Below are 24,342 nucleotides of genomic sequence, written 5' to 3'. Positions count from 1 at the left end.
GGATTCCAATCAGTCCAGATCGGGAATTGAGGTCAGCTTGGCATCTGCCCACAAATGTTCGAGGTCATAAAAGTTCCGGACTTCAGGCAGAAAAATATGGACAATCACATCGCTGTAGTCCATAGCTACCCATTGTGCGTTTCTCTGTCCGTCGATGGAAACGACTTTTGTTCCAGTTTCTTTTCTCACATGGTCTTTGACTGAGTCTGTTACAGCCAGAACCTGGCTTGGAGAATTTCCTTGGCAAATAACGAAGTATTTGCATATTGTATCTTCTATGCCGGTCAAATCAGCAGTGATGATGTTTTTTCCTTTCTTCTCTTGAATACCTTCGATTATTTTCTCAATAAGTTGTTTCGTTTCGTTCATCTAATTATTTCTTTTTTAATGAATGATTTTGTAAAAAAGTAAAGTCAGGCAAATATACTTGCTTTTCTGTATATCACGAAAGAAAGTAACTTATTTATCTTTTTCTTTTGTATTTTTTTGTTGGTTTTGTTCCTGCCGGGAGCTTCGCGGCATGAGAAAAAGTCTAAAAAATCAGATAATGGATGAAATTTTCCGCGAAAATGTTTGTATGTTCCAAAAATGTTGTACCTTTGCACCGTCAAATTAAAAATGACGGTCGTTCTCTGATTTTGGGCTATGGTGTAATGGTAACACAACAGATTCTGGTCCTGTTTTTCTTGGTTCGAGTCCGAGTAGCCCAACTTCATGTGATGAGGTCTTCATGGAGAGGATATCATCAGTCAGTTTGGGCTATGGTGTAATGGTAACACAACAGATTCTGGTCCTGTTTTTCTTGGTTCGAGTCCGAGTAGCCCAACAAAGAGGCATGATTCCGGTGATGCCTCTTTTCGTATCCGACAAACACTTGCCGCATGATTTTTTTGTCCGCTAATTTCTTCCCGTTGAACTCTTTTAACGCTTATTTTTTCGATTGTATGTATTTGCGTCATACTTTTACGCTGAATTGTATGAATATTTTATAATGAATGAGAATATGATAAGGCTAAAGGTTTTGTTTTTATTCTTTTTGGCACTTCAGTCAGCGGTTGGAATGGCTCAAACAGAAGTTTCTTTTCAAGTAAAAGGGATATTGCTCGATTCTTTGACACAAGAAGGCGAACCGTATGCCACTATCCGAATAGTCCGCGATGATAAGCCGGAAAAGCCTGTCAAAATGATGGTGTCTGACATGAAGGGGCGTTTCAGGGAAACGGTTTCCGGGAAGGGAAAATTCACGCTATCCGTCACTTCGGTGGGGCGTACCACGATTGTCCGAAAGTTTACGGTAAAGGAAAGCGGCGAAACGTTTGATTTCGGAACAATTTATATGACTGATGCCGCCAACGAACTGGGAGTGGTGGAGGTTGTAGCCCAGAAACCGCTGGTAAAGGCTGATATTGACAAGATAGAATACAGTGTGTCGGATGATCCTGATTCGGAAACCAATACCATGCTGGAGATGCTGCGTAAGGTTCCTATGGTAACGGTTGATGGCGAGGATAATATAAAGGTAAATGGGAGCAGTTCGTTCAAGGTGTATGTGAACGGCAAGCCAAACAGCATGATGAGCAATAATCCGACCGAAGTGTTGAAAAGTATGCCGGCAAATACCATCAAGAAGATAGAGGTAATCACCAATCCGGGACCGAAGTACGATGCCGAAGGAGTAGGAGGGATTCTGAATATCATCACTTCCGGAGGGGGTTTTGAAGGGTATACCGTCACGTTGAGTGGAAACGCCAGCAATACGGGTGCCGGAGGCGGAGCGTTCGGTACGGTGCAGAAAGGAAAGTTTACGTTGAGTGCCCGTTACAATTATAATTACAACAACAGCCCAAGGAGCTATTCGGGAGGCAGCCAGCGTGCTACGGACATCTCTTCGGATGTGGCCAATCTGGATTATGACGGGAGCAGTAAAGGGGATGGTTCCTTTCAGTCGGGGAGCATAGAAGCCAGTTATGAAATAGATACATTGAATCTGGTAAGCGTTTCATTCGGTCTGTGGGGAGGGAGCAACGACAGCAGAGGAAACTCCCGTTATGCAGGGACATCTCCAGCCGACGGAAGCTCTCTTTACCGTTATGTCACAGCTTCCGGAAGCGAATCGTCATGGTATTCCATCGACGGAGGCATTGACTTCCAACATATATCGCCTGCAGTCAAAGAGCGTATGCTGACTTTATCCTACAGAGTGAACTCACGTCCGCAAACTTCTGATTCCAATACGGAATATACGATTGATGAGGGATATGATGTAGACTGGGGCGAATATCTGCGCCGGCTGGAAGACCAGCGCAATGACGGAGAGCAGAATACTACGGAACATACTTTCCAGACTGATTTCACGACTCCGCTCGGGAAGAATCATAAGGTGGAAACCGGAGTGAAATATATTTTGCGCAACAATTCTTCCGACAACGACCGTTATCTCCGTGCGGCAGGAGCTTCCGAATTCCTTTTTGATGAGGAGCACAGTACGCATTACCGCCATCAGAATGATATCATTGCCGCGTATCTGGGTTATGGACTTACCTTGAAAAAACTTTCCGGCAGGCTGGGCGTGCGTTATGAACATACTATTGAAGACGTGAAGTACCTGTTGGGGAGAGGAGAAGATTTCCGGAAAAACTATGATGACGTAATACCTTCTGCTTCGCTGGGATGGAAACTGACTGACCTGTCGAATCTCCGGCTGGGGTATAACATGCGTATCTACCGTCCGGGGATATGGTATTTGAATCCTTATCTTGACGACAGCAATCCTTCCAGTCTCTCTCAGGGAAATCCGGAGCTGGAAAGCGAACACAGCCATTCATTTTCGTTGAGCTACAGCAATTTCACTTCTAAATTCAACATAAACCTTGCGGCACGCTATTCATTTACCAACAACAGCATTCAGTCGGTAACGAGTCTGGTGTCGGAGGATGATATTCCCGACTTGTCGGCCGAAAACCGGACTGGCAAGGATGTGCTTTATACCACTTATCAGAACATCGGAAAAAGCCGTGATTTTAATCTGAGTGCATATGCGAACTGGAATGCCAGTCAGAATACGCGCATTTATGCCAATCTGTTCGGCGGATATACGAAGCTGAAAGGTGCTGACGGACTGGAGAATGACGGATGGAATTTCTTCGGATATGGAGGAGCGCAACAGAGTTTCAAGCATGACTGGCGTTTGAGTATGAATGTGTTCGGACAGACACCCTGGGTTATGCTGCAGGGAAAGGGAAGCAGTTTCTTCAGCTATGGAATCTCCCTGAACAAGTCGTTCATGAAGCGGAAACTGACTCTTTCAGCATATGCCAACAATTTCTTCAAGAAATACAACCGCTTTTCATCGCACATTGAAGGTTCGGGATTTATCAGCGACAGTTGGAACGAATATCCTCAGATGCGCTTCGGGTTCAGTATCAGCTATCGTCTGGGTGAACTGAAGGCAAGCGTAAAGAAAGCCGTCCGCACCATCACCAACGATGATGTGAAGTCGGGTGAAGGAGGGGGTGGCGGAGGCATATCCGGCAACTAAGGAATCAGCAGCGATGAATCGCCGTAGCTCAGAAAACGGAAGCCGTGGTTCAGCGCATAGTCGTAAATTTTCTGCCAGTCACCTTTTACGAATGCCGAAACCAACAGCAGTAATGTGCTTTGCGGCTGGTGGAAATTGGTCACCATCTTTTTCACTATTTTGTAAGTGTATCCGGGCGCGATGATTATCTGGGTGCTGGTGTGCAGTGCTTCCAGACTATGGCGGTTCATGTAGTCAAGAACCTGCCGGAGTGCTTCGGTCGCGGTCAGTTGCGGATTGGTATCATAAGGTTGCCATTGGCTTACGTGCAGCTCTTCTTCGCTGGCATCGGGGTGTTCGCTGATGGAAACTCCTATGTAATAAAGACTTTCCAGTGTGCGTACAGAGGTCGTTCCTACAGCTATGGCCTGCCCGTTGTGAGCTATCAGCTTTTCGACCGTCTTTTTGTTGACAGAGATATATTCAGTGTGCATTTCGTGCCCTTCGATTTCTTCACTTTTCACCGGCTTGAATGTTCCGGCACCGACATGCAGGGTAACCTCTTCCAAATCGATTCCCTTCTTTTTCAATGCGTCCAGCACCCGTTCCGTAAAGTGCAGTCCGGCGGTAGGAGCCGCTACCGATCCTTTGATTTTCGAATAAACCGTCTGGTAGGTTTCCTTGTCGCTTTCCTGCGTTTCCCTGTTCAGGTAAGGCGGAATGGGGAGCTCGCCGAACATTTCCAGGATATCGGCAAACGTGATTTCCGGATTGTCCCATGTGAAGTCGATCCAGTGGCTTGTTCCGCGGCATTCTCCACGTTCGGCGGTCAGGGTAATCGTCTTTCCTTTTACTGTCATTTCTTTGTGGAGCGGACCTTCTTTCCATTTTTTCAAGTTGCCTATCATGCAGAGCCATGCCGAATGCCTGGTCTGCTGGAAGTTCAGCGCATAGTCGTTGGGACATGCCGGCTCCAGGCAGAATATTTCGATAAGTGCTCCGGTTTCCTTGCGGAAATGCAGCCGTGCCTGAATGACTTTTGTATTGTTGAAGATCATCAGTTCTCCCGGTTCCACATAGTCGGGCAGTGAGGTGAAGCGGTCTTCGCTCACTTCACCGTGCCGGTATACCAGCAGTTTCGACTGGTCGCGGACAGGCAGCGGGAATTTGGCGATGCGTTCGTCGGGCAGCGGGTAGTTGAATTCGTTTATTTTGATATGTCTTGTTTCTTCCATTGTCGTTTGATAAATTTCTGCAAAGGTACAATATTTTGCCGGATAATTATCCCGTTTTGTTGAGATACAGCATGTCATCCCGCATCCAGCCGGTCAGAATCCCAAGAATTTCTTTTCTGTTTCCAGATCGTGGTCTGTCATTTGGGGCGACGGGATGTTGCACATCCGGATGATGTCTTCCGGCTGGCAAGTATAGGCATAGTAGCGCTTCTCTGTTTCGTCAAGCGACTCGTAGCTCTTCAGTATTCCTTTGGTCTTCAGGAACTCTTCACGGCTTATGCTGTCAGACACTTTCATGAACAGAATTCGGCGCGCTATCGGATTGTAGTTGTAGTCGCAGCAGGTGTAGATTCCTCTCAGAAAGGGCGGCCGGTCGTACATGGGTATTTTCAGGCAGATGTAAAATAAGGCCAGTTGAGGCGGTTGGCTTTCGTTGAACATCAGGTAAAGATGATTCTGTCCGTTCATCATCACTGCTCCCCAGTGCGTTGTCCCATATACATTCTGATGTCCTACTTCCACATAGTTCCCGTTTTCGGAAGGAGCGATGAGGTAAGGTTCGATTTTCATTGCCTTGCTGCTCGACGAGATGCTGTAGCTCAGATAGAGTCCGCTGTAGTTGGTTATCTGGTTTACGCTTTCTTTCAGGTTGTTTCCCAATGCGTCGAGAAACGGATTGGCCGAATTCTCTTTCTGTTTCTGCGGAGCCGCGCTCATCGTGAGCAGAACGTTCTTAAGTATGGGAAGCGAGCCGAGCAGCTTCTTTTTTGAAACGTTGTTCACCCACACCAGTGCCTTGTCGAGTGCTTCTCCTTCGCTGCATCCCTTGTCCAGCTCCTTGAAATAAGCAGGAAGCACGGTCGAATAGATGGCCGAGAGCACGCTGGGAGAAAAGCCCGACTTTTCGGCTATTTCCTTCATCTTTATTCCTTTTTGTCTGAGAAAGCAGATCCGCTCGTATATCTCTTTCAGTTCGTCCATACGTTAGGCTTTAATGTTTCGGTGTTGAGAGCCTGTTTATAAGTATTTTTATCCGCCCCTTTTTGCGTTTGTTTCCGGTCTGTTTCCCTGCTTTCACCCGTCAGACAGCCCGCTGTCATCCCCGTAAAAACTGAAAAAACATCCTCGAAAACAATTCTCAAACCGAGGCAGAGCAAAATTTAAACGGCTTTGAAAATCGGTGCGTAAAGGTACGAATTATTTTGAAATATAGTCTTGCGTGAGATGTTACAATAATGTTTCAAGCATATTTCGTGCAGGTTTCGTTCTTGTGATGAATCTGTTTCATGAATGTTTCTGAATTATTTCGTGTTTATGATTCATGGTTTATTCATTTTTCTCTTCGCCTGCCCTTTCTACTTTTGCGTCAGATACAGAAAAAGAACATTATGGAATCATCCTTACATAGAGAAAGACGGAAAGACATGCCCGACTGGATATTTGTGCTTTGGGCAGGCGGGACGGCGCTGTTGTCGTATTCGCTTGTATATGCACTCCGCAAGCCATTCACGGCCGCTGAGTTTGAAGGGCTTCAGGTGGGAGGAATGGACTACAAGATAGCGGTCAGCATCATTCAACTGCTGGGGTATGTGACGGCCAAGCTCTTAGGAATCAAGTATATTTCGGAACTGAAGCCCGAAGGACGGCTGAAATTCATCATCGGATCGGCCGCCCTGTCGGAAATCGCGCTGCTGGCTTTCGGACTGCTTCCCTTACCTTATAATATAGCGGCTTTGTTTTTCAACGGACTTTCGTTGGGGTGCATGTGGGGAGTTATTTTCAGTTTTCTTGAAGGAAGACGCACCACCGACATCCTGGCGAGTATCATGGGGGTGAGCATGGCGCTTAGTTCGGGAGTGGCCAAGTCGATGGGACTTTATGCACTCAACAGCCTGCATGTGAGCGAATTCTGGATGCCTGCTTTGATTGGAGCCTTTGCATTTCCGTTGCTTTGCGTGCTGGGCTGGACGATGACAAAGTTTCCCAAGCCCACAGAAGCGGACATTGCCTCGCGTTCGGTGCGTGTAACGCTGGACGGACATCAGCGCTGGATGCTTTTCCGCCGCTTCATGCCTGTGCTTTTGATGCTGTTCGCCGCCAATCTCCTGCTGACAGTGCAGCGCGATGTGAAAGAAGACTTCATCGTATGCATCATCGACGTAAGCACCATCTCTTCATGGGCATTCGCTCAAATCGACTCGATAGCGACGCTGGTTCTTCTGGCGACATTCGCCCTGCTTGCCACGACCTATGATCATCTGAAGGTGCTTTGTGTGCTGCTGATCCTTTCTGTTGCCGGTATGGGAACGCTGGCGGTTATTGCCGCCAACTTCGAGCAGATGAATCTGCCCGTTACCATCTGGCTTTTCCTCCAGAGCCTTTGCCTCGACATGGCTTATCTGAGCTTTCAGACTATCTTTTTCGAGCGGTTCATCGCCTGCTTCAAAATCAGGGGAAATGTAGGATTCTTTATCATCACCATCGATTTTGTTGGATATATGGGAACGCTGGCTCTGCTGGTTTTCAAGGAAGTGTATGCTTCGCATGTCAACTGGACCCTTTTCTATAATCAGATGAGCATCTATATCGGCGTTGCATGCTGCCTGGCGTTCGTCGGTTCGCTGATTTACATGATCCGTGCCAGCAGGAGGTTCAGAAAAGACCCCGATGCTTTTTCCCTGTCCGGAAAAGCAAGTGGCGAAGCTGGCGATAAAGAAGATAAGACAGACAACAATTATTTAATGACAAATGTGATATGAAAAAAATTGAATGTGTGATTCTGGACTGGGCGGGTACGGCCGTTGACTATGGCTGCTTTGCTCCTGTATCTGCCTTTATCGAAAGTTTCAAGTCGTTGGGCCTTGAAGTGACGGCTGCCGAAACGCGTGCCCACATGGGACTGACCAAGATTGAAGAAATCCGGGCTTTGTTCAAGATTGAGCGTGTGGCGAATACTTTCCGTGAAAGGTACGGGCGCGATTACAATGAAAATGACATTCAGGCCTGCTATGCTGAGTTCCAGCGTCTGCTGTTCGCTTCCTTGCGCAGCTATTCCGGGCCGATCTCCAGGGTGGTTGAAACCATCGATCTCTTGCGCTCACAGGGCATTGTTATCGGTTCGACAACAGGCTATACGAAAGAGATGATGGACATCGTGATTCCTGCCGCCGCCGAACGGGGTTACCGGGTGGACAATTGCGTGACTTCGGACGGTTTGCCTGCGGGACGTCCTTATCCTTACATGATATACAAGAACATGTGCGACTTGGCTGTTCCGTCACGTTTTTCCGTCCTGAAATATGGCGATACCATTTCCGACATCAAGGAAGGCGTGAATGCCGGCGTATGGAGCGTGGGCGTCGTGTTGGGGAGCAACGAACTGGGGCTGACCGAAGAGGAAGTGAACGCCATGCCTGCCGGTGAACTGAAAAAGCGGATGCTGGAGGTGAGATACCGCATGTATGCTGCCGGAGCACATTATGTGGTGGATTCGATAGAAGAGCTTCCTGCACTGATTGAGAGCATCAACGCACGAATGAACAGGGAATGAACGGAATGTTGAAAATATAAAAAACAGAACAGATATGCGACCTTATTTACTGTTGACCCCCGGTCCGCTGACTACGAGCGAAACCGTGAAAGAAGCCATGATGAGTGACTGGTGTACATGGGATGAAGATTATAACATCGGTATTGTAGAAGTTATCCGCAAGCAGCTGGTGGAACTGGCAACCAGCCGGCCGGAAGAATATACGTCCGTGCTGATGCAGGGCAGCGGGACGTTCTGCGTTGAGGCTGCCTTAGGCTCTGCCATACGTCCGGACGACCATCTGCTGGTTGTTGCGAACGGCGCTTACGGAAAGCGCATGGGGGTGATTGCCGGATATTATCATCTGAATTGCCATGTGATGCAGTTTGACGAAACTCAGGCCGTTGACCCGAAGGAGATTGACGGGTATCTGAATGCACATCCGGAAGTGACTCACGTGTCGGTGGTGCATTGTGAAACTACTACAGGCGTACTGAATCCGCTGGCAGAGATTGCCGGGGCGGTGAAATCGCACGGCAAGGTGCTGATTGTGGATGCGATGAGCAGCTTCGGCGGAGTTCCTGTCGACATGGCTGCCTTAGGCATCGATTTCCTGATCAGCAGTGCGAACAAATGTATCCAGGGTGTTCCGGGATTTGGTTTCGTCATAGCCCGCCGTTCGTTGCTGGAGCAGTGCAAGGGAGTGGCGCGTTCGTTGTCGCTCGACTTGTACGACCAGTGGGAAACAATGGAAAAAGGCCACGGAAAATGGCGCTTTACTTCGCCCACCCACGTGGTGCGTGCTTTCATGCAGGCCATGAAGGAGCTGCAGATTGAAGGGGGAGTGGAGGCGCGTCATGCCCGCTATTGCGAGAACCACCGCATTCTGGTGGAAGGGATGCGTTCGCTGGGGTTCAAGACCCTGCTCCCCGACAATGAGCAGTCGCCGGTCATCACGTCTTTCTATTATCCGAGTGCGGATTTTGACTTCAAGGCGTTCTATTATGCGCTGAAATCGAAAGGCTTTGTGATTTATCCGGGAAAGATTTCGCAGGCAGACACGTTCCGTATAGGAAACATCGGCGATGTATTTCCTGCCGACTTTATCCGCCTGATTGAAGCGGTCAGAGAGCTGAATATAAAGATCGGCTGACACAAACGGCGTTGGAAAGGCCGGACGCGGAATGCGGAAATGCGGGGAAGAGAATCGGAGAGTCTTCGCGTTTCTGCGTTTCCGCGCCCGGCTTTTTTTGCTCCGCTCTTGATTCCGGAGCGTCTTTTTTTGATTTTATTCTGAAAAGTGTCTACATTTGTATGCGTATGAAATGAAAAAGAAAACAGACGGAATTATGAAAATAGGAGATAAAGTCCGTTTCCTGAGCGAAGTGGGAGGCGGCATTGTGAAAGGATTTCAAAGCAAGGATGTGGCGCTGGTAGCCGATGAAGACGGATTCGAAATACCGATGCTGGTGAAGGAGTGTGTAGTCGTGGAAACGGATGACTACAACGTTCCGCTCAAGACGGCCCAGAAGCCAGCTCTTCCTGAAAAGGAAGAAGAAGAGGAAGACAGCCGTCCGGTTACTTACCGTGCGCCGGAAATCCGCGGAAACGACGTGCTGAACGTATTTCTGGCCTTTGTGCCGCAAGACCTGAAAGCCATCTCGTCGACATCGTTTGACGCTTATCTCGTGAACGACAGCAATTATTTTGTCGATTATCTCTATCTGTCGGCCGAAGGGAAGAGCTGGACGCTCCGGAGCCGCGGGACTGTGAAGCCCAACATGAAGCAGCATCTGGAAGAGTTCGACAAGTCGGAACTGAATGCGCTGGAGCATGTGGCGGTGCAGGTTCTTGCTTATAAGGACGACCGTACCTTCCTGCTGAAGCCTGCCGTAAGCCAGGAGTTGCGCATCGATACCGTAAAGTTCTACAAGCTGCATACGTTCCAGCCTTCCGACTTCTTTGCAGAGCCTGCGCTGGTTTATGATGTGGTGAAGGATGATGAGGCGGTGAAACAGGTGTATGTTTCGGCTGATGACATCAAAACGGCTCTCTTGCAGAAGTCGGTGCCGGATGCGCCCGCACGGCCTAAGGAAGAGCAGCGGAAAGTGAAGAATAACATCGTGGAGGTAGACCTGCATATCCATGCGCTGCTGGATGATACGGCGGGAATGAGCAATTCGGAAATGCTGGACTACCAGCTTGACGTGTTCCGCAAGACGCTGGATGAGTTCAAGAACAAGAAAGGCCAGCGCATCGTGTTTATCCATGGAAAGGGGGACGGGGTGCTGCGCCGTGCCATCCTTGATGAACTGAAGCGGAAATACAAGACCTATACCAGCCAGGATGCTTCGTTCCGTGAATACGGATTCGGAGCCACAATGGTTACAATCCATTAATTACCAACTGATTGAATTAGCTATATGGGAACGCTGAAAGAAATGCTCTCGCACGACCGTTTTGCGGCTTGTGCCGGAGTGGAACTTCTTGAAATCAGTCCGGGATATGCCAAAGCCCGGATGGAAGTGACAGACAATCATCTGAATGCCGGGGGAGTGTGCCAGGGCGGTGCATTGTTCACGCTGGCCGACCTGGCTTTTGCAGCAGTGGCCAACAGCCGCGAGAAGCTTACGCTTTCGCTCAATGCGCAGATCACGTTTCTCCGTCCGGCACGGAAGGGATATGTTTATGCCGAAGCGAACGAGGTGTTCAACCATGCCCGCGTGCCTTTCATCGAAGTGCGCATCATGGACGAGAATCTGCAGCTGGTCGCTGTCCTCACCAGTTCGGGATATCGGAAAAGCGAAGAACTGGATGTGGATGGACTGGAATAGCCGGGTGGCTTGACTGAAGTGGAGGTTCCGGAAACTGCTCCGAAGGCATCTTTTGGGGAACCTGTATGCTTTTGCTGTTTTTCTGACCGTTCGGACGGGTGAGTCTGTGCGGTCATTTTTATGCTTTTGTGCGTTCGGAAAATCATTTTTGTCCGCAGAGAAAAGGCGGAGTAACGCGGATGAATCTTTATCTCCAGACTGGAGATTTACATCTTTAGGCTGGATACATATATCTTTAGTCTGGAGATGCATGTCTTTAGTCTGGAGATAACCTTTTTGCGCTGGCATCGGATGTTTGAAAATGAAAGTCTGCCTTTATTTTCCGTCCGGCGAATGTGTGGCTTAATTTTATGGCATACAGACCGTTTGCGCATGATGTGGCGGATTTATTTTCTCTTTTTAATTAGTTTAACTATATAGTTTAGTTGTGTAACTAAAACTTTTAGTTTATTTGTGGAACAAAAAGATATCGTTATGAAAACACTGACAGGAAAAGAAGAAGAAGTGATGGGATTTTTCTGGGAGAAAGGCCCCCTGTTCGTAAGGCAGATAGTGGAGCTTTATGAAGAGCCGCGTCCGCATTTCAATACCCTTTCGACGATTGTGCGCGGGCTGGAGGAGAAAGGCTATCTTTCTCACACGGCGTTCGGAAACACTTACCGGTATTTTCCGGTGGTTTCGCGTGAAGAGTTCAAGCGCCGGACGCTGAAGGGGGTGATAAGCAAGTATTTCAACAATTCGTATCTCGATGTCGTTTCTTCGCTGGTCAAGGAAGAAGAGCTTTCGCTTGACGAGCTGAAGGAGCTTGTGCGCCGTGTGGAAGAGGCGGATCGGGAAAAAGAAAGGAAATGACACGAAGCGTATGGGAGAAGTTCTGGTTTATATATTGAAGTCATCGGCGTGCCTGGCTGTATTTGTCGTATTCTATAAAGTGCTGCTGAGCCGGGAAACGTTTCACCGCTTCAACCGGTGCATGTTGCTGGGCGTGGCGGTATTGTCGTGTGTGCTTCCGTTGGTGCAGATTCACTTAGACAACGGGGATGCAGCCGTTCCTTCTTTCTTTGTGGCGGAAGAATGGTGGCTTGCGCAGGATGTGCTTCCGGAATATGGCACTCAAGAGGCGGCGTTTCCGTGGGCAGGCTTTGTCGTGCTGCTTTACTTTGCCGGGATGCTGGCCACGTTTTTCTGGCATGTTGCCTCTGCATTCCGTATGTTCCGGCTGCTTGACGGAGCCAAGAGAGAGCAGCTTTCTGACGGAAGTGTCCTCGTGCTGCACAGGCGTGAGGCGCCTCCGTTCAGTTGGATGAAGTTTGTGGTGATGTCTGAAAAAGACTGGCGCGAAAATGGAAAAGTGATTCTTCTTCACGAAGAGGCGCACGTGCGTCTGTACCATTCGTACGACCTTTTGTTTGCTGGGCTGCTGGCATGTGTCCAGTGGTTCAATCCGGCCGTATGGTGGCTGAGGCGCGAGTTGCAGGCGGTGCACGAATATGAAGCTGACGAAGCGGCCGTGTGTGGCGGAGCCGATGCAAAAGAATATCAGTTGTTGTTAATAAAAAAAGCCGTTGGCGCAAGGCTCTACTCTCTTGCCAACAGCTTTAATCACAGTTCACTTAAAAAACGTATCACTATGATGATCAAAAGAAAATCCAATCCGTGGGCGCGCATGAAGTGTGTTTATGTGCTTCCGCTGGCAGCCGTGGCGGTTGCCGCCTTTGCACGTCCTGAAGTTTCAGACCCGTTGGGCGAAATTTCGAATGCCAAAGTTACAGATTTGTCCGCATTTGTGAAAGCGGATGAGGTTAAAAGTGTGGAAAACGGACCGGCAGCGCAGCCGAAAGACAGCCTGAAGGGCAGAATGCTGATTTTGAAATCGAAGAAAGGAAGCCTGAAAGACAACGAAGTGGTGGTTGTGGGCTATGCTTCTGCCGATGAAAGCAAGGCCGAAAAGATATTCGATGAGATGGACATGGTGCCGGAATATCCCGGAGGGATGAAGGAGTGCTTCCGTTTTCTTGCTATGAACCTGCGTTATCCTGTAAAGGCCATTGAAAATCATATAGAGGGAAATGTGGCCGTTCGTTTCGTTGTGGAAAAGGACGGAAGCCTTTCAGGCATGCATGTGCTGCAAGGAGCAGATCCGTATCTGGATGCCGAGGCACTTAGGGTGATCGGTTCGATGCCGAAATGGAATCCTGGACGTGTGGACGGAAAGTCGGTGCGGACAAGATTTGTTCTGCCTATCGTGTTTAAGCTTCAGGAGCAGGAGGGAAAGGCAGATGTGGATAAGGTTGCAGGAACGGACGAAAAGCCGGTGGAACAGGATTTGTCAAAAGCACTGATCCTTGTGGACGGAGAAAAATATACGGGCGATCCTGGCAAACTCGACCAAAACCAGATAGAAAGCATCAGTATATTTAGAAAAGGTGCCAAGGGTATAGAGGAGTATGGTGATGAAGGAAAAAACGGAGTGCTTCTCATCAAGACCAAGAAAGCGGGCAAGCTGAACACTTCCGAATCTGAAGTTGAGCATAATGTGCAGGAAAAAAATGCTGTGCTGCGCATTGCAACATCGGACGAAAATAAAAGATAAAAGACAGAATCCTTAAAAAAACGAATAATGTTTGTTCGTTTCTTTAAGGATTCGTTACCTTTGTGCTTGAAAATACAAAATACAGTTATGAAAGTCCGTGATTTTATAGAAGAGAATAAGAGCACAGGGAAGCCGGTCTTCTCGTTCGAGATTCTGCCTCCGCTCAAAGGTAACAGCATCCAGAAGGTTTATAATGTAATCGACAAGCTGAAAGAATTCGGTCCGAAATACATCAACATCACCTCGCATCACAGCGAAACGGTCTACGTGCCCCAGGCTGATGGAAACTTGAAAAAGGCTACGGTGCGCAAACGTCCGGGTACGGTGGCTGTGGCCGCGGCCATTCAGAACAAGTACGGCATTCAGGCTGTGCCGCACATTATCTGTAAGGGATTCACGAAGGAAGAAACGGAATATGCGCTGCTCGACCTGAACTTTTTGGGGATTTCCAACCTGCTTCTTTTGCGCGGAGATGCGAAATCGCTCGACATTCCTGCAAAAGACAGGGATTTGTATCACGAACACGCCACCGATCTCCAGCGGCAGGTGAATCTGTTCAACCAGGGAATCGCGCTCGACGGATCGAAGATCGAGGGCATAGACACGCCTTTCTCTTATGGCATGGCCTGCTATCCCGAAAAGCATGAGGAGGCTCCCAACATGGAGTCGGATATTTATTATCTGAAAGAAAAGGTTCGCAACGGAGCGGACTATGTGGTGACTCAGATGTTTTTTGACAATGAGAAGTATTATTCGTTTGTAGAACGCTGCCGGAAAGAGGGCATTAATGTGCCGATCATTCCCGGAATCAAGCCGGTAGTGCTGAAGAGTCAGCTTACGGTACTGCCGAGAGTGTTCCGCACGGACATTCCCGAACCTTTTGCCGCCGAGCTTCGAAAGTGCAAGACGGACGACGAAGTGAAGGAAGTGGGTGTGGAATGGAGCATCGAGCAATGCAAGGATCTGATTCGCCACGGTGTGGAAGGACTGCATTTCTATACGCTTCTTGCATCAGACAGCGTGCGGAAAATTGCGGAAGCGATTTATTGAGGCAGGAATTTATTGCCTTGCAGGAGCTAAAGGGAGTTAGGGGAGTCCGTCACCCTCGCAGGGGTGTAAGCCGGTTGTTCCGCAGACTCCCTTTGCCCTTTTTAAGGAAACTACATGGCAATCCTCCGGAGACGGATGCGGAGGTTCGAAAGTTCCGCGTCGGTATGAGGTGAAGCCGGCTTGTGAGGCTTGACGGTTACGGTGTGCGATTTCCCGTTCAGTATTTCGGGAAGAGTTATTTCCTGTTTGTATGTGACGGGCTTTTCTGCTGTGCGGAATAAATAGCCGAACCGGTTTTCAAAACGGTTGTAGAGCCGTATGACTATGCAGTTCTTTCCTTTGCGCAGCGGAATGGCTACCTGTTCCTTGCGGAAAGAGCATCGGTAGTGATTCAGGTGTTTCATGATGGAAACTCCGTTCACGCAGACCTCAATGCCGTTTCCGGCACCTATTTCCGCTATCACCCGTTGCTGCCGGGGAGATTCGACCTCCTGCATCAGGTAGTAGGTTTCAAATGGCTTGCAGGCCACTGTTCCGCTGTCTGCATCCAGCTTCTTCCAGCCGTTTCTTTCCGTTTCCGGAGCTGCCGGAGCGTCAAATGAAGTATGTTTGGGGCCGCATAGGTAAAGGCCTCCCCATGTTGTCCCGGGCAACGGATCTTGGCTTTGCGGTTTTCCTTCGCCCAACTCTACCGTATAAGTCTTTTGGTCGATGGTCAGATCGATTGTCTTCCCTTTTTCTTGCGGAGTGTAAATCAGATCAAGCTGTTTGAGAAGAATCTGGTCGAAATTCCACGAATATCCGATGATGCTCTTGTAGTTGGTGTAATAGTCGAAGCACGAATAACTGTAGAGGGGTGTCGCGTTCTGTGCGGTCAGTGACGTGCTCCTTACGTTTTTCCCGGGGAAGCGGGTGATTTCTTTGTCGAAGTCTAGAGTGAGCACATGAATCACGCTGTCTTTGTAGGCTGAAGCCGGGACGGTGAGCACAATCTCGTCCCCGTATTGCAGGTAGGATGCCATTTTTCCGTCCCCCTTTTCCAGCACGTATCCCGGCATGTTGAAAGTGATTTTTCCGTCTTTGGGATAGTTGCCTGAAAGAAACAGATAGAGCTGCTTCCCTTTTCGTGCGGCTGTTCCCCAGTCAAATTCTTCGTTGAAGGGAGAAGAATCACTTCCGTATACTGCATATCCGTACTGCCCGAGCCATTTCCCGATTCTTTCCAGCACCTGTCTTTCGAATGAAATCACATTCCCTTGTCCGTCGGGACCGATATTCAGCAGGTAGTTTCCTCCGTGAGAAACCACGTTGGCCAGTGCGCGCATCTTTTCTGCGGCTTTTTCTTTTGCATTTTCCCGTTTTTGCCACGAACGGTAGCCCCATGTTTCGTTGAACATCGAGGCGCATGTCTGCCACGGTGTCTGGAGAGTAGCGTCCGGATATTGGTTGTCGCCCATCACGCAGAAGTCGTAGCAATCGTTTCCGAGCCTTCCGCTTACCATGCACGAAGGCTGTATCCGGTGTACCAGTTCATAAAGCTCCCTGCTTTGTTCCGGCGTGTTCGACCCCATGTCAAACCATAGCTCTGAGATAGGTCCGTAGCGGGTGAGCAGTTCTTTCAGCTGTGCCTTGCTGTATTCGTGGTGTTTGGACGGAATGAAATTCGCATTGTGCGGTGCCATAGGAGAAGCATACGGGCAATGCCAGTCGATGAGCGAGAAGTAGAGCCCGAAATTCAGTCCCGCGCGTTTGCAGGCTTCCGCCATTTCTTTCACCAGGTCACGTTTGCATGGCGATGCGTCATAAATGTTGTAGGCTGTCGTTTTCGTGCGGAACAGGCAGAATCCGTCGTGATGTTTGCTGGTGAGCACAACCGAGCGCATCCCGGCACGCTTGGCAAGAGCGGCGATTGAGTCTGCATTGAAGCAATTCGGATTGAACTCTCCGGCCAGTGCTTCGTATTTGTCTTTTGGAACGGGAGCGAAAGCCATGATCTGTTCGCTGTATCCTTGTGTCACGGGTTTTCCTTTCCACACGCCTCCCAATTTGGAGTAAAGCCCGAAGTGGATGAACATTGAGAATTTGTTGTCCTGCCATTGGCGGAAGGATTGGGTATCATGCCCGGCTTGCATTCCGGCGCTTGCCAGCAGAAGGCAGAATAAGATAACGAACTTTTTCATGGGTTTTGCTTTTCTTGAAAGCAAAGATAGTGACTTCATTTTGTGAAATGAAAAAAAAAGCTATTTTTGTGATGACGACCTTTTTAATTAATTCTATATGAAAAACTTGGCATTTGTGTGTTGTTTGCTGGCTGTGGTGCTTGAAGCTGTGGCCGGACTTCCGGAAAGGGAGCGCGGGGACGGCCTGCTTGTGCGTGTGGGGGCCGGAGCAGGCTTTGCAAATCAGGCCGGAACGGGCGAATCGGCGTGGTATGGCCCGAAACAGAAAGGGAACTGCGGCTTCCAGTACAATGTGGATGTGCTGAATTATTGTAGAAGCCTGGGTTATGGTGTGACGTTCAGGCATTATCTGCATAGCCGTGACATAGCGGGAAGTGTTCCTGATCTGCTGGACGAAGATGTGCAGGTCATGTATGTCGCTCCCCAATTCTCGAATATCGACAAGAGCCTGTTTTTTGAAGGACTTACAAGCAACATTGATTTGGGAGTGGGATATGCCCACTACAAGAGCAGCGGAACGGTTGGCCGGTATGCATACGATGCGCCAGCTTCAGGCTTCGGCGTGAATGTGAACATCGGACTCGCTTATCAGGTGAACCGGCATCTGAGCACAAGACTTTCCCTTTCGGGAGAGTTTTACTGGTTCTATAATCTGCATGATGGGAACGACTATTCTTTTGAATCTCCCTTTGCCCGGCGTGACAAGCTTAAAATGGTGATGATCATTCCCCAGCTATCTGTGGCGTACCATTTTTAGCGTTCCGCACATGGGCGTTTGTTTTCATGAAAATGAGCGGTCATCCTCATCGTGATGGCCGCTCATTTTGTCAGGGTTGTGCGCTTATTCTTCCGTGTCAAGCAGGATGTCCATTACCTGGCAGGCGCATTTCGCTACGGATGTGCCCGGTCCGAAGATGGCGATAACGCCAGCCTTGTACAGGAAGTCATAGTCTTGCGGAGGGATGACACCTCCGGCAAACACCAGAATGTCTTCGCGTCCCATGCGCTTCAGCTCTTCCATGATTTGCGGAATCAGTGTCTTGTGTCCTGCGGCCAGCGAAGAAACTCCCACGGCATGTACATCGTTTTCTACCGCTTCGCGCGCAGCTTCTTCCGGAGTCTGGAACAACGGTCCCATGTCTACGTCGAAACCGCAGTCGGCAAAGCCGGTTGCCACTACTTTTGCACCTCGGTCGTGTCCGTCCTGTCCCATCTTGGCTATCATGATACGCGGACGGCGCCCTTCTTTCTTTGCAAATTCTTCGGTCAGTTCGCACGCTTTGGCGAAATCTGCATCCTTTTTACTTTCTGATGAATACACTCCTGATATGGTTCTGATTACTGCTTTATAGCGTCCCACTACTTTTTCGCAGGCGTCTGATATTTCTCCCAAGGTAGCGCGTACACGGGCCGCTTCTACCGCCAGTTCCAATAAGTTGCCCTTGCCGGTGCGTGCGCATTCGGTGATGGCTTCCAGCGCCTTGTCTACTTCGGCCTGGTTTCTTCCTTCTTTCAGGCGGCGCAGGTTTTCGATCTGTTCCTGACGCACTGCGGTGTTGTCTACTTCCAGAATATCGATCGGATCTTCCTTTTCCAGCCGGTACTTGTTGGTTCCCACGATGGTCTGTTCGCCCGAGTCGATACGTGCCTGGGTGCGTGCGGCGGCTTCCTCAATGCGCATTTTCGGAATGCCTGTTTCGATGGCTTTGGCCATGCCTCCCAGCTTTTCAATTTCCTGTATGTGCTCCCATGCCTTGTGCGCGATTTCGTTGGTCAGTGATTCCACGTAATAAGAACCTGCCCACGGATCGATGTTCTTGCAGATCTGGGTTTCTTCCTGAATGTAAATTTGCGTGTTGCGTGCGATGCGTGCCGAAAAGTCGGTAGGCAAGGCGATGGCTTCGTCCAGCGCATTGGTGTGGAGTGACTGGGTGTGGCCCAACGCCGCTGCCATGGCTTCGATGCATGTGCGTCCGACGTTGTTGAACGGGTCCTGTTCGGTGAGCGACCATCCCGAGGTTTGCGAGTGTGTGCGCAGAGCCAGCGATTTCGGGTTCTTCGGATTGAACTGCTTTACGATTTTTGCCCAAAGCATACGTGCCGCGCGCATCTTGGCGATTTCCATAAAATGATTCATTCCGATGGCCCAGAAGAACGAAAGGCGGGGAGCGAAAGCATCGATGTCGATTCCCGCGGCGATGCCGGCACGCAAGTATTCCAGTCCGTCGGCCAGCGTGTAGGCAAGTTCGATGTCGGCTGTGGCTCCGGCTTCCTGCATGTGGTAGCCCGAAATGGAGATTGAGTTGAACTTCGGCATCTTCTGCGAAGTATATTCGAAGATGTCAGAAATGATCTTCATGGAGAAGGCTGGCGGATAGATGTAGGTGTTGCGCACCATGAACTCTTTCAGAATGTCGTTCTGGATGGTTCCGGCCATCTCTTCCAGCTTTGCCCCCTGTTCCAGTCCGGCGTTGATGTAGAATGCCATGACGGGAAGCACCGCGCCGTTCATAGTCATCGACACAGACATCTTGTTCAGTGGAATTCCGTCGAACAGCACCTTCATGTTGTCGAGCGAGCAGATGGAAACGCCTGCCTTGCCCACATCTCCCACTACGCGCGGATGGTCCGGATCATATCCGCGGTGAGTAGGAAGGTCGAAAGCAACCGACAGACCTTTCTGTCCTGATGCCAGGTTGCGGCGGTAGAATGCATTAGACTCTTCAGCGGTGGAAAATCCGGCGTACTGGCGGATGGTCCATGGGCGGAAGGTGTACATCATGGAGTACGGTCCTCTGAGATAGGGAGGAATGCCGGCCGCATAGTTCAGGTGCTCCATGCCTTCCAGGTCTTCCTTTGTATAGACGGGTTTCACCGGAATCTGTTCGGGCGTGTTCCAGTTGGCTGTAATGTTGTTTTCTTTCTGCCATTCTTTTCCGTTTTGGGGGTGGAATCCGGCAAATATATCAATATCTTTAAAATTCGGTTTCATGGTTTGTCCTGATTTACAGTAGTTGTTTGTTATACTCGCGTAAGGTTTCCAGCACGTTGCAGCGCACATGGATGAAATTCTCGATTCCGGCAGCTTTCAGATCGTCCATGCATGCCGGGGCTCCTGCCACGATAAACATCGCGCGTCCGTTGAGCGCCTTGAATGCCGGGATTGCATATGCTGCATACTCGTCATCGCTTGAGCAGAGCACTACGATGTCCGCTTTTGCTTTGAGAGCCGCTTCAACTCCCTCTTCAACCGTGGCGAAGCCTAAATTGTCGATAACCTCATAACCTGCACAGGCGAGGAAATTGCACGAGAATTGGGCGCGTGCCTGACGCATGGCCAGGTTGCCGATGGTCAGCATGAAAGCTTTCGGACGTTTGCCCGAATGTTCCGTTTCCAGGCGCAAGGCCTCGAACTCGCTTGCCGCACGTTCAGTATTCAGTGCCGGGAAAGGCTTTTCGCATTCGTGTCCGTGCTCTTTTCCGTTTCCGCAGCAGCAGGCATGTTCCAAAGGCGCCTTGTTGCCGGCCTGTTCGCTAAAGTTCGGATACTGGTTGGTTCCCAGCAGAATCTCTTTTCTTCTGGACACAGCCTCGTGGCGCGTCTTGTTGCTGGCATTCACCGCATTCTGCACTGTTCCGGCTTTGATGCCTTCCAGCATTCCGCCCTCATCTTCTGTCTGAAGGAAAAGTTTCCATGCTTCTTTGGCGATGGAGGCGGTCAGCGTTTCGATATAGTATGATCCTCCGGCTGCATCTGCCACACGGTTGAAGTGAGATTCCTCTTTCAACAGGAGCTGCTGGTTGCGCGCCAGACGTTCCGAGAAATCGTTGGGCGTTTCATATACCTTGTCGAACGGAGTGACTGTGATGGAGTCGACTCCTGCGATGGCTGCGCTCATCGTTTCGGTCTGTGTGCGGAGCAGGTTTACGTAAGAATCAAATAAGGTGAGATTGAATGTCGATGTTTCCGCATGTATGTTCATCATGCACGATTCTGTCCGTTCCGGCTTGTATTGCGCCACGATATTTGCCCAAAGCATGCGTGCGGCGCGGAACTTGGCAATTTCCATGAAATAGTTTGAGCTGATGCCGAAGTGGAACTTGATTTTCTTTGCGGCCAGATCAGCCGGCACTCCCGCTTCGGTCAGTTGGCGCATGTATTCATTTCCCCAGGCCAGTGCATATCCCAGTTCCTGGTAAATGTAGGCACCCGAGTTGTTCAGCATGACTGAGTTGACTGCAATGCACCGGAAGTTGGGATAGTCTTTCAGCGTTTCGGCGATTTCCTTTCCGAAAGCGAACACGCCGCTCACGTCTTTCCCCTTTTGCAGCATCTTGCTGATCGGGTCGAAGTTGAGCGAACCGTGAAGCTTTTCCGGGCTGTATCCTTTTTCCTTGAAATAGTCAGCCAGCAGTTGGGCGAGGAGCAGCGTGTGCCGCTGGCAGGTGGAGAAGTTCAGTTCGATGCATTCGCAACAGATGTCTTGCAGGAGCGTGCGGATGAATTCGGCATTCAAGTCGGACTTTTTTACGGAGAATCCCAGCGAATCCACCCCTTTGTTCAGAATGTCGAGTGCCTTGGCGTTGGCAGCCTTTGCATCGTCCGCCACAATGTCCTGCCGGATGAACCAGGTGTTGTCGTCTTTCTTGTTTCCCCTGATGTAGGGAAATTCGCCCGGCAATCCTTCGGTCGTTTTCAATCCTTCAATGTCTTCCTGGCGGTAGAAAGGCTTTACCTTGAACCCTTCGTTGGTTTTCCATACCAGCTTCTTTTCGTAATCGGCCCCTTTCAGGTCTGCCATCACTTTGTCTGTCCATTCTTGGGTAGACACAGGAGGGAAATCTGAAAACAGTTTTTCTTTATTATCTGCCATAATTAGATGTGTTTTGTTGATATTCAGATTTAAAATAATGTTCGGGCATGTGCCTTCGAGAGCAAATATACGAAATATTTGGATTCTTAGGCTTGTATCCGCCATGATTTTCATCGGAATAAAAAGGACAAAATCCGCGAAGTGTCGCACGGATGTTGTATATTTGTCATTGTGATGTAACGGGCATGAGCTACTTTTGTCCGGAAATCGTTTGATAATTCATCAAAAAACCGGTTTTATTATGAAAAATAGACTTGTTTGTTTGGTTGCCTTGTGCTGTATGGGAGGCAGCCTGTTTGCGCAGCAGCTTCGTTTCGGAAGCGACGGAAAGTTCAAGATCGTGCAGTTTACAGATGTTCACTGGGTGGCCGGCAATCCGGCAAGCGAGGAGGCGTCCGTGCGCATGAATGAAGTGCTGGAGGCAGAAAAACCCGATTTTGTCATCTATACGGGCGACTTGATTTATGGACGTCCCGCAACCGAAGGGCTTGACAAGGCACTTGAGCCTGTCGTTTCGCGGAATATACCCTTTGCCGTAACATGGGGCAACCATGATGACGAGCAGGGCATGACCCGAGAGCAGTTGAGCGACTACATCCAGGCGAAGCCGAATAACCTGACCGGTACGGTGGAAGGCCTTCCGGGAGTGACAAACTATATCCTTCCGGTCCGCTCTTCTGACGGGGCGAAAGATGCCGCAGTGATGTATGTACTTGACAGTCATTCGTATTCCGGGCGGAAGGATGTGAAGGGATATGACTGGATCAAGCCCGAGCAGGTGGAATGGTTCCGCAGAGAGAGCGCAGGGTATACGGACAGGAACGGAGGGAAGCCGCTGCCTGCTCTGGCATTTTTCCATATACCTCTTCCCGAATACAACCAGGCAGCTCAGGATGAAAAGGCTTTGCTGATAGGCACGCGCAAGGAAAAGGCATGTGCGCCGGCTCTCAATACGGGGCTGTTTGCAGCCATGCTGGAAGCCGGTGACGTGATGGCTACCTTTGTAGGCCATGACCATGTGAATGACTATGTGGTGAACTGGTACGGGATGCTTCTCTGCTACGGCCGCTTTACCGGAGGAAAGACAGTGTACCATGACATACCGGGAGGAAACGGTGCCCGTATCATTGAACTTACGGAAGGCGAACGCGGCTTCCGCACATGGATCCGCTTGAAGGACGGCAAGGTGATCAACGAAGTAAGCTTCCCGGAGTGACTTTTTCCCGGGCGTTATGAACCGGCAGGAACGGCGTTCGGAAAAAACGCTTTCTGGGGCAAAATCTATATCTCCAGACTAGAGATGCAAATCTCCAGACTGGAGATACATATCTTTAATGTGAAGACACATATCTCCAGCCTGGAGATAAAGAATAATTCAAGGCATATAAAACAAGCGTACCCTCTGCCGTGCTTTTGAAGTCCGTCGGCTGGCAGGCAACCTGTCCGTTTCCGTCTGCTTTATCCGATATTTTTCACCTTGATCAGGTATTCGGCAATCTGTACGGCATTGAGTGCAGCCCCCTTCTTGATCTGGTCGCCAACGATCCAGAAAGTGAGTCCGTTCTCGTCGGCCAGGTCCTTTCTGATGCGTCCCACATATACGGGATCCTTGCCTGCGAGGAACAGCGGCATGGGGTATTCCTTCTTTTCGGGATTGTCCATCAGCACCAGTCCTTCTCCGTGTGCGAAAGCCTCTCTTGCCTCCTCTACCGAAACCGGCCGTTCCGTTTCAATCCAGATGCTTTCAGAGTGCGAGCGCAGGGCCGGCACGCGTACGCAGGTTGCGCTTACCTTCACGTCGGAGTGCATGATCTTGCGCGTTTCGTTATACATTTTCATTTCTTCCTTTGTATATCCGTTGTCCGTGAACACGTCGATCTGAGGGATCAGGTTGAATGCAAGCTGGTATGCGAACTTTTCCACCTTTACCGGTTCTCCGGCCAGCACCTGGCGGTATTGTTCATACAGTTCGTCCATAGCTGCCGCTCCCGCGCCGCTGGCTGCCTGATAGGTTGACACATGCACCCGTTTGATGTGTGTCAGGTTCTCGATGGCTTTCAGTGCTACAACCATCTGGATGGTCGTGCAGTTCGGGTTGGCGATGATGTTGCGCGGACGATTCAGCGCATCCTCCGCATTCACTTCCGGAACGACCAGCGGAATGTCTTCTTCCATGCGGAATGCGCTGGAGTTGTCTATCATCACTGCGCCGTATTTGGTGATTGTTCCGGCAAATTCTTTCGATGTGCCTGCTCCCGCCGAAGCGAAAGCGATGTCTACCCCTTTGAAGTCATCGTTGTGCTGCAGAAGTTTGACTTCGATTTCTTTTCCCCGGAATGTGTATTTGCGTCCGGCACTGCGTGATGAGCCGAATAACAGCAGTTCGTCGATCGGAAAATTTCTTTCATCGAGCACCCGCAGAAACTCTTGTCCTACGGCACCGCTCGCACCTACAATTGCTACTTTCATCTTCGTATATCTGTTAAATTAGTTCCTTATTGCATCGTATATGACGGAAAGTGTGGCAAAA

Annotated in this window: 18 protein-coding genes and 2 tRNA genes; 13 read left to right on the top strand and 7 right to left on the bottom strand. The window is 49.7% G+C overall.

Annotated elements, in window-relative coordinates; translation table 11 throughout:
• Window positions 1-9: 9 nt before the first annotated feature.
• Window positions 10-369: a ribosome silencing factor gene (rsfS, locus tag QUW60_RS06810; protein WP_258338595.1), complete on the bottom strand. Its 360-nt coding sequence runs from the start codon at window positions 367-369 to the stop codon at window positions 10-12.
• 270 nt (window positions 370-639) lie between these two features.
• On the opposite strand from rsfS, the gene QUW60_RS06805 reads away from it, so the two are divergent.
• The 3 genes from QUW60_RS06805 to QUW60_RS06795 all read left to right on the top strand — a co-directional run bounded on the left by QUW60_RS06805 (window position 640) and on the right by QUW60_RS06795 (window position 3,538).
• Window positions 640-710: transfer RNA gene (locus QUW60_RS06805), tRNA-Gln, on the top strand.
• Between the two features lie 45 nt (window positions 711-755).
• Window positions 756-826 (top strand) — tRNA-Gln (locus QUW60_RS06800).
• Window positions 827-1,060: 234 nt separating this feature from the next.
• Window positions 1,061-3,538, top strand: coding sequence for a TonB-dependent receptor (locus tag QUW60_RS06795; RefSeq protein ID WP_289559399.1), 2,478 nt, complete (start codon window positions 1,061-1,063; stop codon window positions 3,536-3,538).
• Here the strand turns inward: QUW60_RS06795 and QUW60_RS06790 are convergent.
• Window positions 3,535-4,752 carry an S-adenosylmethionine:tRNA ribosyltransferase-isomerase gene (locus tag QUW60_RS06790; protein WP_289559397.1) on the bottom strand — a complete coding sequence of 406 codons (1,218 nt, stop codon included), beginning with the start codon at window positions 4,750-4,752 and terminating at the stop codon, window positions 3,535-3,537. The two genes, QUW60_RS06795 and QUW60_RS06790, sit on opposite strands and share 4 nt — an antisense overlap.
• A 93-nt stretch (window positions 4,753-4,845) precedes the next feature.
• Window positions 4,846-5,733, bottom strand: a complete 888-nt coding sequence (locus QUW60_RS06785; protein WP_289559395.1) for a hypothetical protein — start codon at window positions 5,731-5,733, stop codon at window positions 4,846-4,848.
• Window positions 5,734-6,140: 407 nt separating this feature from the next.
• On the opposite strand from QUW60_RS06785, the gene QUW60_RS06780 reads away from it, so the two are divergent.
• From QUW60_RS06780 to metF, 8 genes are all read left to right on the top strand, one after another.
• The gene (locus QUW60_RS06780) at window positions 6,141-7,511 is read left to right on the top strand and encodes a DUF5690 family protein (protein ID WP_289559392.1); all 1,371 of its coding nucleotides are present in this window, start codon (window positions 6,141-6,143) and stop codon (window positions 7,509-7,511) included.
• Complete coding sequence (phnX, locus tag QUW60_RS06775; RefSeq protein ID WP_289559390.1) at window positions 7,508-8,302, top strand: phosphonoacetaldehyde hydrolase; 795 nt, start codon at window positions 7,508-7,510, stop codon at window positions 8,300-8,302. Before QUW60_RS06780 ends, phnX begins: the two co-directional genes overlap by 4 nt.
• 34 nt (window positions 8,303-8,336) lie before the next feature.
• Window positions 8,337-9,434, top strand: coding sequence for a 2-aminoethylphosphonate--pyruvate transaminase (gene phnW / locus QUW60_RS06770; RefSeq protein ID WP_258338601.1), 1,098 nt, complete (start codon window positions 8,337-8,339; stop codon window positions 9,432-9,434).
• 196 nt (window positions 9,435-9,630) lie between these two features.
• Window positions 9,631-10,680: a DUF2027 domain-containing protein gene (locus QUW60_RS06765; RefSeq protein WP_258338602.1), complete on the top strand. Its 1,050-nt coding sequence runs from the start codon at window positions 9,631-9,633 to the stop codon at window positions 10,678-10,680.
• A gap of 24 nt (window positions 10,681-10,704) precedes the next feature.
• The gene (locus QUW60_RS06760) at window positions 10,705-11,115 is read left to right on the top strand and encodes a PaaI family thioesterase (RefSeq protein WP_258338603.1); all 411 of its coding nucleotides are present in this window, start codon (window positions 10,705-10,707) and stop codon (window positions 11,113-11,115) included.
• Between the two features lie 474 nt (window positions 11,116-11,589).
• Window positions 11,590-11,967 carry a BlaI/MecI/CopY family transcriptional regulator gene (locus tag QUW60_RS06755; protein ID WP_258338604.1) on the top strand — a complete coding sequence of 126 codons (378 nt, stop codon included), beginning with the start codon at window positions 11,590-11,592 and terminating at the stop codon, window positions 11,965-11,967.
• A gap of 10 nt (window positions 11,968-11,977) precedes the next feature.
• Entirely contained in the window at window positions 11,978-13,708 is a 1,731-nt protein-coding gene (locus QUW60_RS06750; RefSeq protein WP_289559386.1) for a M56 family metallopeptidase, read from the top strand.
• A gap of 87 nt (window positions 13,709-13,795) precedes the next feature.
• Window positions 13,796-14,758, top strand: coding sequence for a methylenetetrahydrofolate reductase [NAD(P)H] (metF, locus tag QUW60_RS06745; RefSeq protein ID WP_258338606.1), 963 nt, complete (start codon window positions 13,796-13,798; stop codon window positions 14,756-14,758).
• A gap of 110 nt (window positions 14,759-14,868) precedes the next feature.
• Here metF and QUW60_RS06740 read toward each other — a convergent pair whose 3' ends face one another.
• Complete coding sequence (locus QUW60_RS06740) at window positions 14,869-16,938, bottom strand: alpha-L-fucosidase (protein ID WP_258338607.1); 2,070 nt, start codon at window positions 16,936-16,938, stop codon at window positions 14,869-14,871.
• 97 nt (window positions 16,939-17,035) lie between these two features.
• Here QUW60_RS06740 and QUW60_RS06735 point away from each other — a divergent pair, with 97 nt between their 5' ends.
• Window positions 17,036-17,695, top strand: coding sequence for a hypothetical protein (locus QUW60_RS06735; protein ID WP_289559383.1), 660 nt, complete (start codon window positions 17,036-17,038; stop codon window positions 17,693-17,695).
• Between the two features lie 84 nt (window positions 17,696-17,779).
• Here QUW60_RS06735 and scpA read toward each other — a convergent pair whose 3' ends face one another.
• Window positions 17,780-19,930: a methylmalonyl-CoA mutase gene (gene scpA / locus QUW60_RS06730; protein WP_289559381.1), complete on the bottom strand. Its 2,151-nt coding sequence runs from the start codon at window positions 19,928-19,930 to the stop codon at window positions 17,780-17,782.
• A 13-nt stretch (window positions 19,931-19,943) separates the two neighbouring features.
• Complete coding sequence (mutA, locus tag QUW60_RS06725) at window positions 19,944-21,812, bottom strand: methylmalonyl-CoA mutase small subunit (protein WP_289559380.1); 1,869 nt, start codon at window positions 21,810-21,812, stop codon at window positions 19,944-19,946.
• 241 nt (window positions 21,813-22,053) lie between these two features.
• Between mutA and QUW60_RS06720 the strand changes: the two genes are divergently transcribed.
• Window positions 22,054-23,028 (top strand): metallophosphoesterase family protein, encoded by a 975-nt coding sequence (locus QUW60_RS06720; RefSeq protein ID WP_289559378.1) that lies wholly within the window; start codon window positions 22,054-22,056, stop codon window positions 23,026-23,028.
• A 242-nt stretch (window positions 23,029-23,270) separates the two neighbouring features.
• Here QUW60_RS06720 and QUW60_RS06715 read toward each other — a convergent pair whose 3' ends face one another.
• Complete coding sequence (locus QUW60_RS06715) at window positions 23,271-24,281, bottom strand: aspartate-semialdehyde dehydrogenase (RefSeq protein WP_258338612.1); 1,011 nt, start codon at window positions 24,279-24,281, stop codon at window positions 23,271-23,273.
• Window positions 24,282-24,342: the final 61 nt, after the last annotated feature.

It is taken from the genome of Bacteroides gallinaceum (genome assembly GCF_030373775.1).
Taxonomy (GTDB): Bacteria; Bacteroidota; Bacteroidia; order Bacteroidales; family Bacteroidaceae; genus Phocaeicola; species Phocaeicola excrementipullorum.
This window is presented reverse-complemented; position numbering and strand designations above follow the sequence as displayed.